The organism is Paraburkholderia solitsugae (assembly GCF_013177695.1).
Classification (GTDB): Bacteria; Pseudomonadota; Gammaproteobacteria; order Burkholderiales; family Burkholderiaceae; genus Paraburkholderia; species Paraburkholderia solitsugae.
This window is the reverse complement of the sequence record NZ_WOEY01000151.1, coordinates 1-11,736: the sequence shown is the minus strand read 5'-3', so window position 1 is coordinate 11,736 and position 11,736 is coordinate 1. Positions and strand designations below refer to the sequence as shown.

Genomic DNA, 11,736 nt, shown 5'->3' with positions numbered 1-11,736 from the left:
GTTCAACCTCATCATTGAGGCGGCCACAGGCGGCAGCCAGCGCCGGATGACCGGCGAACGGCGTGGCGACATCGCTGTCGAGCACATCGATCAATGTCGCCAGCCCGGCCAGGGTGTCGTCATCGGGGAATTCGCCTGCGAGTCTCTGCCAGGCCTGCCGGGCAGAGACTGCATCGCGCCGGTGGAGGGCATCCAGCACATCGTTGCGGAGCATGACGTCGCGGCTGTCGGCGAAGATGTCGAGCTGCATGATGGTCAGCGTCAGAAGAGTTGATCGTTCAGACCGGCCAGATTAGCCCATTTCACCACGCTGCGGAGCGACCGGCCATTGACGTCGGCCGATTCGATCACCGCGCGTTGACCGCTCGCTTCAGCGATCACGCGCACGATGCGATCGCGATACCGCATCAGCGCGCCGATCGGTGGACAGACGGCCTTCTTCCTTTTCCGGGCGGTCGGGTTCATGCGCTTATCCCGGCTTCTTCGCCGATGCCGCCTTGCGGGTCGCACGGGGCTGCTTGCGGGCGGGTACCGTGACAGCCCCACCCTTGCGACCTGAGCCGCGCGGAGCGACCGCCCCCGCCATCTGCTCTCGCAGCAACCCGAGCTCTCGCGCATAGCCGGCGCTGGCGTCGCGCACAGCCACCAGGCTGCCCTCGAGGACACCAGCCTGGTGCCGCGCATCGGCAAGTTGCGCCTGCACGGCCTGCAGCTCGCTGCGGTGGCGTGCCTCGCCCTGCTCCGTGCGGCGCGTTGCAGCGTCGAGTTCCTTCTGGAGTCGCGCGCTGGCAACCCGCTCACGCTCGATCTCGAGCAGCGCCCGCTTCTCGGTCGCCCGTAGTCGCTCCTCCGCCAGTCCCGCGCTGGCCCGCAGCTTCTCGAGCTCCTCCGAGAAATCCGCCCTCGCCTGCACCAGTGCCAGGTCGCGCGCGGCGTGTTCGTCCTGCAGTCGGGTGATTTCCGCGTCGAGCGCGCGACGCGTGGCCTCACCTGCGGCCTGCCCCTGCTCGAGTTCCTGGATCCGGACCTGGGCGGCCAGCAGCGCGCTGGTGCGTTGCTCGAGCGCGGTTTCGGTCCGGCCCAGTTCGCCCTGCATCGACGTGACAGTGTTCTGCGCGGCGACCTTCTCTGCCTCGGCTTCGACCCGCAGCGCCTCCAGTGCCATCTGCGCCGTTGCGGTCGCACGCGTCCACAGCGTCGCGACCAGTTCGCCGGCGGCGGCCTGCAGGTCGGCCGGCAGGTCCGGGTGGTCGATCCGCACGCGGCTCTTCTCGCGCAACTCAACCCAGAACTCGCCGAGCACCTGTGTCGGCGTGCTCATGCTGCCGCGCTTCACCAGCTGGTAGAGCCGGTTCGCGGTCGGCGTGATGCCGAAACGGAAGAACAGCAGCGCGCAGACCTCGCGGTAGAGCTCGCGGGTCTTTGGAAATTCGGCCTTCAGCCGGTCGATTTCGGTGGCAACGCGGGCTTCATCGGGCTGAACGTCGTGCATCGGAGCGATTTTCGTTGAATTAGCTCAATAATATAGCGTAAACCGATAAATATCCAATGCATGGACACCATAATTTTGACATTAGGCCTATAATGTCGTGTATGTGGCCGGGAGTGCCGGCCGTCACCGCGTCACACCCGCCGGAGTCGCCCGAACCGTGTCAGATACCCCGATTGCGTCCATCCAGACGGTCGAATCCCTCGTCATTCCGGAACGCCTCGATGGTCGGGGTAATCGTCCTTTTCGTGCAAAATCTGGCGGTTTGCTTTGAAATCACAATAAAAATCAATGACTTGTTGTGACCGAGATTTCGCGAAACCGCGTCCTTTAGATGCAAAATCTGGCGCTTTTACCCAGCCACGCCCGCAAGACCCAAGCGCATGCGGTAATCCACGAGCAACTGCTGCTGCGCATCGAACCGTGCCGCGAGCTTCGTCAGATCAGCGTTAAGCGACTCACGCGCCTCGCGCGCCTGCGTCAGTTCAGCGGCCTGTGATCTCCCCACTGTCTGCAACGCATCGCGTTCAGCCTCGGCGCGCGCGTGGTCGGCAAGCGCCCGGTTCAGCGCAGACTGCAGTTGCTCGCCGTGTGCGTGCTCTTCGCGCTGCCGCCTGGTCGCGGCGCCGGCCTCGGCGACGAGCCGAGCATTGTCCTTGTTCAGTTGCGTGATTTCGTTCTGCTTGACCATCAGTGTCTGGTTTGCCTGGCGCAGCTCGGCCTGCAGTTGCTGGACCTGCCGCTCGTGCCGGCGCGCTTCCTGTTCGCGCTGCTCCCTGCTGGCCGTGCGGTAGTGTTCGAGCGCCTCGTGCGCGTGCTGCAGTTTTTCCTCGAGCGAGCGTCGGAAGCCGTCGTGTTCGGTAAGCCGCTCGGTCAGGTCGTGCGTCTGCTGCGTGAGGCGTTCGACGTCGAGCGCACGCTGCTGCAATGCCGCCTGGGTGTCCGCATGCGCGGCCTGCTCGCGTACGACGGCGGCGCCGGCCTCGGCCAGTTGTGTGCGCAGCGCCGCAACCTCACCAGCCAGCTTTGCGACCTCGGCCTGCGCCTGGAGGCGCTGCGCCGCGGCCGTAGCCGTCTGCTGGTCGACCGCCACCTGCGCTTCCTCGTGCAAACGCGCAGCCAGCCGGGCCACGAGATCCTGGATGGCGTCGGACAGCGAGCCGGCGCGCGCGAGCGATGCGCCGTCCTCTTCTTCGAGTTCTTTCAGGTAGCGGTGGATCGTCGATTTCGAGCCGGTGTTGCCGAGCGAGATACGTATCGCGTCGATCGACGGATGCTGCCCCTGTGCGAGCAACGCATCGCGGGCACGTTTGATATCCATGCGGCTAAGACCGGCGCGGGCCATCGGATCTCCTTCGAATATCGTACTGTGGTACGTAATATGTATATACGTACCACCGGAGGAAATCAAGCTGTCGATTGAGAGTCGGCTTCTGACATGCAATAAAGATGGGTTATCGAATGTGATGCCCAAAAAACTTCCTCCGGCGGCCGGAAACAGTACAGAAAACCGATCGGTTGCTGGATTTCAGCCGAGGTCCAGCTGGAGCTCCTCGCCGGGCGCGCGCACGTGGTATCCCATCGCCCGGTAGCCGCGCTGGCGCCGTTCCCACATGCGCAGCAGCGCGGGATGGCCGGCATCGATGTAGTCGAGCACTCGCACACTCGACTTCGTCGCGTGCTCGCGGTGCAGCCGGCCGGCGTATTGCTGCAACGTACCTTTCCACGAGATCGGCATCGCCAGCACCAGCGTATCCAGCGCTGGATGGTCAAAACCCTCGCCAACCAGCTTGCCGGTCGCCAGCACGATCCGGGGCGCATCGTCGGCCAGTGCGTTGAGTGCGGCGAGCTGCGCCGCGCGAGCCTTTCTTGCCAGTCGCCCGTGCAGCACGAACAGCGGCTGCACCTTGTCGTCCAGCGCCCGCTGGAGGCTTTCCAGATGATCCGTCCGCTCAGTCAGCACCAGAACGTTGCGCCCCTGCCGGTACTGCTCCCTGATATCCGCGGCGATCATGCTCGTACGCTGAGCGTCTTTCGCCAGACGCCCGAACACGTCCTGGATCGGCGCATCGGCCGGCATGTCGACTGCGGCGGTGAGCCTTTGCGGGAAGACCTCGAGTACCTGCGGCGCGGTCGAGGCGGCACGGGCCGCATGCCGGATCGGGCCACACAGCATGAACATCACGGGTTGCTGGCTGTCCCGTCGCACGGGGGTGGCGGTCAGCCCCAGCACGTATCGCGCGTTGACTGTCTTGAGCACCGCCTCGAACGAGTCGGCTGAGACATGGTGGCACTCGTCGACAATGACGTGGCCGTAGCGTCGAAGCATCTCGCCGCGTGGACCGCCGGGTGCCACCGACTGCAACATCGCGATATCAATCTGGCCGGTGGCTCGCAGTTTGCCGCCGCCGATCGTGCCGATGCATCGAGCGTCGAGCGCGAGAAACGACTGCAGCCGCTCGCGCCACTGGTCGAGCAGTTCCCTGCGATGGACGAGCACGAGCGTATTGACACCGCGCCGCGCGATCATCGCGGCCGCTGTCACGGTCTTGCCGAATGCAGTTGGCGCATGCAGGATGCCGGTGTCCTGTCGCAACATGTCGGCCACCGCCGCCTGCTGATCGACACGCAAGACGCCAGCGAATGACACCGCGATAGTTTCGCCCGCGCAACGCTCGTCGCATATTTCGCAGGCGATGTTGTTGTCGCGCAGCAGCGTCATGACGTCATCGAGGCACCCGCGCGGCAACGCAATGTGACGCGGGCAATTCTCGGCGCGACCAATGATGCGCGGCTTGTCCCAGACGCTGAAGCCACGCGCCTGGGCACGGTAGAACTCCGGATTCTGGAATGCCGCCAGCCGGACAAGGCGGTTGAGCAGCGATTGTGGTAGATGCGCCTTCTCGAAATAGAGCTGGTTCGCAAGCGTCAGGGTCAACGATGCCGGCATTGGGCCGCCCAGCTGCTTCGACAAAGCCGGCGGCGATTTCCACGGTTCGGCCTGGTCCTCTTCCGTGATGAACGCCACATCGAGCGGATGGACACCACCGGTGGCGCGGAAAATCACGCCCTCGATATCGCGACCGTCGATGGCCTGGATAGATACCAGGCACGCCCACTGGTCGACATAGGGTTGAAAATCGTCATCGACAAATACGCTGCAACCCCGCTCGCGCGGTTGCTTCTGCAAGGGCAACGCGATCAGGTTACCGAAGCCGCCCTTGGGAAGCACGTCCTGATTCGGAAAGAGCCGGTCGTAGGACGACAGTTCGAGCTGCCGGGTTCGGGCACAGGTGTGGCTGATGATCGCCGAGCCCAGCCGCCGCGCATCGCGGGCGGCAACAGCAGAGGTGAAGAAAATCCACGCGTGCGCCCCATTGCCTGATCTCGAAATCTCCAGCGACACCGGGACTTCCAGTTCCCGGCAGGATTGACAGAAGGCACTCGCATCTTCGCGCCAGCCCTCCTCATCGAAATCAACGGCGAGAAGGTAGCAGGTGCCGTCCGGCATCAGCGGATAGAGCCCTACCGTGTAATCGCCTGCCAGGTGTGCGTAGATGACCTGATCGTCCAGCGGCAGGAGGAGCCGATGGTTGCAGTCCGAGCACTTGATGCGGGGCTTTTCGCAGATCCCGGCTCGCCACTCATTGGCGCACGCCGGCGCATACCCTGACTTTCCGGAATTTCGGCTTTCCCAGCGCAGCGGATAGACATCCGTCCGGCCACGAAAAAGTCGCCGGAAAAGTTGCACTTTCTGCTGCGGTGTGAGCGTTGGCGCATCCGTGTTTCGCACTGCTGGCGATGGTTTGCGCTGAACCAGTTGCACGGGTTCGCCCTGCAATGGAGGAAGTGCTGGCAGCAACGCGGTCAGCCTCGCATTGTCGGCCTGCAGGCGCGTCAGTTCTGCGAACAGTTCCTCCCGGGTGAGGTTATCCCAGCCTGGGTGCGGTAGCTTTACTCCATTCATTACGTCATCCGTCAGAATCACGTCCGGTGTCGCCAGCCGGCTGGCACACATGTGCGTTGTTGCAGGGATATCCGATATCATCGTTCCCCATGTTGATAACCTGATTGTACTCACGAGCCATGCCTGCCATCGATCGCTATCTCGAAGCCGCGACACGTGAGAATACGCGGCGCAGCTACCAGTCGGCGATCCGTCATTTCGAGGTCGATTGGGGCGGTTTCCTGCCGGCGAGCGCCGATGCGATCGCGCGATACCTTGCCGACCACGCGGAGTCGCTTTCGGTGAACACGCTGCGATCGCGGCTTGCGGCGCTCGCGCAGTGGCACCAGACACAGGGTTTTCCGGACCCGACGAAGACGCCGCACGTGCGCAAGGTGCTCAAGGGCATCGCGGCACTGCATCCCGCGAGCGAAAAGCGCGCGAAGCCGCTGCAGCTTGCACAACTCGAACGGCTGATGGCATGGCTCGATGAGCAGATCGCGGATGCAATGGAGACGGGCGATGCACGAACCCACATCACGCATGTCCGAAACAAGGCGCTGGTCCTGCTCGGCTTCTGGCGCGGGTTTCGCTCCGACGAGCTGAGCCGCCTGCGAATCGAACACATCACAATCGAGCCCGGCCGCGGCATGACGCTGTTTCTGCCTCGTACAAAAGGCGATCGTGCGCAGCTCGGCACGACATTCAGGGCGCCGGCGCTCTCGCGCCTGTGCCCGGTAGCCGCTTACGAGGCGTGGATCGCGGCTTCGGGCCTTACAGAAGGACCCGTGTTCCGCAGTATTGATCGCTGGGGGCACATCAGTGATGAAGTGCTGCACGCCGGCAGCTTCGTGCCGCTGCTGCGCGCACTGTTTCGCACGGCCGGCGTGCCGGCTCCCGACAGCTACAGCAGTCACTCACTACGGCGAGGCTTTGCGACCTGGGCCAATTCGAACCAGTGGGACCTCAAGATGCTGATGGAGTACGTCGGTTGGAAGGATGTACGTTCGGCAATGCGCTACATTGACGCGGCGGACCCGTTCGCACAGCACCGGATCGAATCCGCGCTTACGGCTGCACCGACGCCTATGTCACAGCAGTTGGCGGTCGTTGCGCCTGCGAAAACGTCGCCATAGAACGATCCGTTCACCAATAACGTACGGGAGCTGGTCACGCCGGTTTGTCGTCCAGCTTTCGATCACGGGAGCGGACGAAGTACTGCCTGAACAACCGCTCGGCTTCGCGCAAACCCTCTTCGGTCAGCACGACGGATTTCGCGCGGCTGACCGGATTGTGGATGAAGCCTTTCTCATGCAGGCGATTCATTGCCTCCCAGTCGAAGCTTTTCCAGGCACGGTTCTGATCGCATAGATTCAGGTAAAGCAGCGCCAGGACCACTTCGTCGACTGCCGCGGTATCGATATCCATCGCACTTCCCTCAAATACCCATCCTCACTCACGACCCCGTCGCCCGCCTGGGCCAATACATCGCAGGCTTGTCATCCGTGTTCCGAAAAGACATCAAGCCGCTCCACGTTTCGCAGATCGTCCTTGCGTTGTCGCACACGCCGTTCATAGCTCGCCTGATTTTTTGTGCATATCAGGCTGTGAGGACTACCGACCCTGCGCGTCGCACAATCCAGATCGCAATCGTGTTGCCTGATGACACTCTCAACATGACTGCGGAAGTGCTGGGCCGCCTTTAACGCCCATTCCTTGCGCCCAGGATCGACCAGAAACCGTCCGAGCTCAGCGCAATGGACGCAACGGCAACTGACGGTATTCGTTCGTGCGAAATCTGCTGGTGGTTCCAGGGGCTCGGCGATACGGCAGCGCAAATGGGCCAGACATGCGGCACGCAGGCGCTGGACCGACGCGACGTTCGCCATCGGCGCCCATTCGGTCAAACCCAGGACGGCAGGAACGATGATAGCGTCCATGCCGAAAGAGGCCGGATTCCCCAACACATGTTCGACAACACGGCCGGCGAGTGATGGCGAGTCCATCCGGTCGAGAGCTGTCAGCAGGTCGACAATCAGGGATGATTCGATTGGGTCTGGCCATCGCAGACAACCAGGGCGGGAGGCGCTCGCGCGCTGTCCCAGAAACGTTTCGACCAACGCCGTGGCAACCGGGTGAAGGAGCGCCGGAGGACAGGCGGGCTGGGTGCCTTCGCTGGTCCGCGCCAGCAGCCCGGCGCAGGCCCCCGGCATCATCTGCGCGTTCGCAGAGATGATCTGCCCCATGAGTTCAGCCGTCCGCTCCGGCGGAAGAATCCCGAACGCACGTGCCAACGCTTCATTCTCGCTGCCATGATAGAGCCCTTTGGCAGAAATCGCGGACAAAAGGGTGTCAACGTGTACGGTGTCGTGCAATTGCGTCAGGCTGGACAACATGCTGATGACCTCGTCCGCTTGCCGTGTCCCAAAGTAACCGGGTGAGGCCGGCCAGCCGTGCAGCATATGCCCGGCAAGCACGTGCGCCTCGCCCCACGTGGGCGACTCCTGACTTCCACCACTCTGAGTCCAGCGCTGTGCGAGATCGTTCAGGTAAGGCAATGTCACTCCAAGGCCAGCCTGATTGAGCACGGCAAGCCGTCGTGCCCGAGGCCACAGCACAAAAGCGGCTCGCCGATAGGTGCGCTCAAACGACGCCCCTTCGTTGCCGGTGGCCTCGTGAAAATGTTGCTCGTCCGGCTCCAGGCCGTCGAAGCTTCCGGGCGGGCAAAGTTCCCTTTCCTCAAAGGGCAAGGCATTGATTGCGGGCTGGCGGCCATCGGGCCGTCGCCAGTGCGATACGGTCAGCGTACGCTCAATGATCTCGCCAACGTCGAAGTCGTCGTCGTAGTCCTCCTCATCATCGTCATCATCTCGGGCACGATGCCACCGGCTTCGTCTGCGCGAGGCGTAACCGCTATATTCGGCGCTACCGGTCTCGTCGATCGACACCAGTGCCAGGTGAAGGTCGAAGGCGGCTTCTTCAGCAGCACGGACAAGCACCGCAGCGGCAGCCGCATCGGCACTCTTCAATGCATCGAACGACAGTTCTGCCGGGGTATAAGCGTATTCCAGCGGGTATATGAGCTTTTCGGGCGAGCTGTCATCTGGCGAATCCTTGTTCGCCACCCAGCGTCGCAACAATGCCGTGATGGCCGTCTGCTCCTTGTCGTACTCCGGAGGAACAGCAGGCTGGCGGTGACCGCTGCGCGTCAGGTTGTAGACAAGCGTCAACCTGAAGCCCGACGTGACCGGGCGGACCTCATGCACACAGTCGGCATAGAAAGCAGCGAAAGACACCTCTGCCGAATCGGAGCAATTCAGGTCAAGACAGACCTCACGTCCCCGGTGACGAACGATCAGTTCGCCTCCATTGCAGGCCGAAGGCAGAACGACCACCAGGGTCGCGAACATCCCTGGAATTTTCTCCGTGTCGCGATGCTCAACGAAAAAGCTGCCCGCATCGTAGACCAGAAGTTTGTACAGTTCGGCCGAAACCGGCCCCGTCACACCCAGGCTGTTGGCTGCCTTGCCGACAATCGCGTCCAGGGTTCTCGCCCAGCTGTTTCCCGAGAGGTGAACGCCATCAGCCGCAATCTGCCATGTCCGGCGAACATCGGTATCAATGAGCGTTTCTTCCCCGCGCCCATAGGGCGCGCGTGCAGCAATCGCAATGAGCTGTTCGGCCTGCACGGGAAGAAGCGGTAGTGCGATACGGCCAACGCCCCCTACCTCGAGGTTAGGCATGGCGATTTCGGATTTGCCCGTCGCGTAGAAGTCCCCGTGGCAACGGATGGTTGGAATAATTTTTGCAAGTTCGCGAGTAATGGCAGCCTTCAAAGAGCATCCTCCTCTGTGGAATGTTTTCAGGAACTGCTCGCCTTCTGCCAGGGTGCCGCGTCAAGCAGCACCTCCTGGTACATATCGATCGGAAAACTGAGCGTCCCCCGGAAATTCACATGCGCGAAATGCGCCGGCCCCATGCGGCGCAGCCAGTCATCATCGATGAGCTGCCCCTTGCGTCGCCAGTCGTCGACCGTCGCCTGCATGCGCTGCGTGTTCCACGCGATGACAAGATTCGTGAGCAACGTCAATGAGCCGGAGATCGCGATCATTTCATCGCGGCGACGTCCACGTTCCGGCGCGACCTTGCCGATGTAGATTGCGCGCTGGAGCTGGTGAACCGACTCGCCGCGGTTAAGCAGCGTATGCAATTCACGACGAAACTCCGCATTGCTGAAATAGTCGCACAGGAAAAGCGTGCGCAACAGCTTGCCAAGATGATCGGCGGCCCGATGCACCCGGTCGCCCTGCGCGGCGCTGCCGAACCGTTGGAGCGCGACAATTGCACTGACGCGCCCCGACCTGATCGAGGCAACCAGCCGCAGCAGTTCATCCCAGCCGTCGCGAATGGCCTTGAGCGATATCTCGCAGGAAATCACCGAGGCCAACCCTTCGGGCGCGGCCGTTCCTCGTGGCAAATACAGCTTGCGCTCGGACAGGTTGCGCAGGCGCGGACAGAGATCGAACCCGAGCAGTTTCGATACCGCCATTGCCACATTCGTATACCCATGCGTGTCAACGGAAAGTCTGAGCAACCCGCCATCGTTACGCGTGTCGTTGTGGCGGATGATGCCTTCAATCGCCACGCCAGCCTGGCGCTCGTTCAGCACGATCGGATAGTTATAGACGATGCCGTGCTGGTCCAGCACGTGCGTGTACATACCGACCGCGTGGGTGCGGCGTCGCGGATCGACCCGAGCGTAAAAAAGGTGCCGGGACGTATCCAGACTCATTGAATCGCTGGAGGCGTGCTGTCCGGTACCCCAGAGTTCAGTGATCGGGTGTGTGCGCTGGAACTCCACCACACGGTCGTTTGCGTGGGGGAGTCGTCCCGGCATTTCAAGTGCGCGCATCGCAGCCGAAATGTGGGCCGGGTCCAGTTGCGGGATCGTGGCTGCGACGCTTTTCGCGTCGAGCTCGGTGCCGTGCGCAATCAGTGCCGCGTACAGCGAGACGAGTTCGTGAGCATCGCGCGCCTTGCGCGCCAGAAGCACCGCGCTGAAACCCGTGCGGGCATCCATTTCCATGACCATGTCGGCAAACTGGGCGTTGCCGATCTCCTTGAACATCAGATCGCGCGTGCGTTTCAGTACACCGTCTGTCGGCAACGCTTCGAGCGCTGACAGGTGCAGCGCGCCGTCTGGCCCGATCGTTACACGCCCGGCCTCGCGGGCTTCGTCCAATGCGGCGAGGCCCACCTGCAGGTGGCTCGTCAACCGATCGAGGAACGGATCTGCTGTCGGTGGCAAACCCAGCGACGACAGATGACGGTCCCGTTCGCTTTGCCATTGCGCCGGCGGAATCAGCAACTGGTCGCGCTCGCGAAAAGACAGACTGTGATTGATCCACACCGAGCCGCAGCGCAGGCCTTTGCGCAAGCCCGTGATTGCAGAAGCTTCCAGGGCGCGCAGTGCACGCTTGCGATCATCGCCCTCGACCATGTCGCGCCAACTGGCGCTGACCGGTACATCACAGTCATGCGGCAGCTCGGTCGCACCGCTGTCGTGCAACTGGCCAATGAGTTCGAGCTGCCTCAAGCTCGACTCTGTCTCCCGGCCCGCGAACGCCAGTTCGCGCAAGGGCAGCAGCAGATTGCGGATGCGATGGTGATCATCAGTCAGCGTTTCGCGAACGCTCGCTGCATGACTGGCCGGCGCTTTTTCCGACAGATCCTCGAGCAGCTTGCCGATATCGGCGAGCCTTTCTTCTGCCGGGCGACCTGCATCGTGAACGAGCGCCTTGATCGCAATCAACTGCTGCCGGTACTCCACGGCCGAGCGGGCCTGTTTCGTCTTGGTCTTGTCGTAGGCTTGCCGAACCAGATCGCAAACGCGACGGCCTGTTTGATACAACAGCGAATCCGTCAGTTCCAGCAGCGTGACGCGCAGGAAGAACACCAGTTCAATCGTGCGTGTCGACGCTTTCAGCTCACGCGTCTTTGCAGGACGGCGAGCCTGGATGCGCTGCGCGTAAGCGCGCTGCTTTTCGAGCGGAATCGCATCAAGTGTCCACGTATGTGTACCAAGATCCTTGAGAAAGTGGATCTTCTCGAACGTCTCGGTAATTGTCGTGGGACTGTGTCGGGCAGGCGGCGTCTTCAGCCATTCGAGCACAGTCATGCCTGAAGCGCCGTGCTGGGTGGACAGAACAGCATCCGCGTGCACCAGTTGTGCTTCCGTGACAGTCGCGTCGATCCTGACGAGCAGGTCGCGTTCGATTCCTGTCCATATCGAGCGGCCCAG

The 11,736-nt window shown here is 62.4% G+C and carries 8 protein-coding genes and 1 pseudogene; 1 reads left to right on the top strand and 8 read right to left on the bottom strand.

Translation table 11 applies throughout. From position 1 onward, the window contains the following. The 5 genes and pseudogenes from GNZ12_RS37900 to GNZ12_RS37880 all read right to left on the bottom strand — a co-directional run. A pseudogene (locus GNZ12_RS37900) lies at positions 1-250 on the bottom strand (hypothetical protein); the annotation flags it as partial. Between the two features lie 11 nt (positions 251-261). Further along, complete coding sequence (locus GNZ12_RS37895; protein WP_172317327.1) at positions 262-465, bottom strand: hypothetical protein; 204 nt, start codon at positions 463-465, stop codon at positions 262-264. A gap of 4 nt (positions 466-469) precedes the next feature. Continuing rightward, positions 470-1,492, bottom strand: coding sequence for a DNA-binding protein (locus tag GNZ12_RS37890; RefSeq protein WP_172317339.1), 1,023 nt, complete (start codon positions 1,490-1,492; stop codon positions 470-472). Between the two features lie 349 nt (positions 1,493-1,841). After that, entirely contained in the window at positions 1,842-2,834 is a 993-nt protein-coding gene (locus GNZ12_RS37885; protein WP_172317337.1) for a DNA-binding protein, read from the bottom strand. Positions 2,835-3,017: 183 nt separating this feature from the next. After that, positions 3,018-5,456: a TOTE conflict system archaeo-eukaryotic primase domain-containing protein gene (locus tag GNZ12_RS37880; RefSeq protein ID WP_172317335.1), complete on the bottom strand. Its 2,439-nt coding sequence runs from the start codon at positions 5,454-5,456 to the stop codon at positions 3,018-3,020. Between the two features lie 119 nt (positions 5,457-5,575). On the opposite strand from GNZ12_RS37880, the gene GNZ12_RS37875 reads away from it, so the two are divergent. After that, positions 5,576-6,571: a site-specific integrase gene (locus GNZ12_RS37875; protein WP_235994016.1), complete on the top strand. Its 996-nt coding sequence runs from the start codon at positions 5,576-5,578 to the stop codon at positions 6,569-6,571. A gap of 34 nt (positions 6,572-6,605) precedes the next feature. On the opposite strand, the gene GNZ12_RS37870 is transcribed toward GNZ12_RS37875, so the two are convergent. The 3 genes from GNZ12_RS37870 to GNZ12_RS37860 form a co-directional block, all read right to left on the bottom strand. Beyond that, a complete protein-coding gene (locus tag GNZ12_RS37870) occupies positions 6,606-6,863 on the bottom strand; it encodes a DUF6429 family protein (RefSeq protein WP_172317333.1) in 258 nt (85 codons plus the stop codon). A 71-nt stretch (positions 6,864-6,934) separates the two neighbouring features. Further along, positions 6,935-9,271, bottom strand: coding sequence for a 2OG-Fe(II) oxygenase (locus tag GNZ12_RS37865; protein WP_172317331.1), 2,337 nt, complete (start codon positions 9,269-9,271; stop codon positions 6,935-6,937). 26 nt (positions 9,272-9,297) lie between these two features. Continuing rightward, positions 9,298-11,736: Tn3 family transposase (locus GNZ12_RS37860; protein WP_172317329.1), on the bottom strand; the 2,439-nt coding region annotated here is incomplete at its 5' end.

What these genes read in the sequence shown, in the direction of transcription:
- GNZ12_RS37875 (WP_235994016.1), top strand. Translation starts at nt 5,576, where the DNA reads ATGCCTGCCATCGATCGCTATCTCGAAGCCGCGACACGTGAGAATACG.
- GNZ12_RS37885 (WP_172317337.1), bottom strand. Translation starts at nt 2,834, where the DNA reads ATGGCCCGCGCCGGTCTTAGCCGCATGGATATCAAACGTGCCCGCGAT.
- GNZ12_RS37880 (WP_172317335.1), bottom strand. Translation starts at nt 5,456, where the DNA reads ATGAATGGAGTAAAGCTACCGCACCCAGGCTGGGATAACCTCACCCGG.
- GNZ12_RS37870 (WP_172317333.1), bottom strand. Translation starts at nt 6,863, where the DNA reads ATGGATATCGATACCGCGGCAGTCGACGAAGTGGTCCTGGCGCTGCTT.
- GNZ12_RS37895 (WP_172317327.1), bottom strand. Translation starts at nt 465, where the DNA reads ATGAACCCGACCGCCCGGAAAAGGAAGAAGGCCGTCTGTCCACCGATC.
- GNZ12_RS37890 (WP_172317339.1), bottom strand. Translation starts at nt 1,492, where the DNA reads ATGCACGACGTTCAGCCCGATGAAGCCCGCGTTGCCACCGAAATCGAC.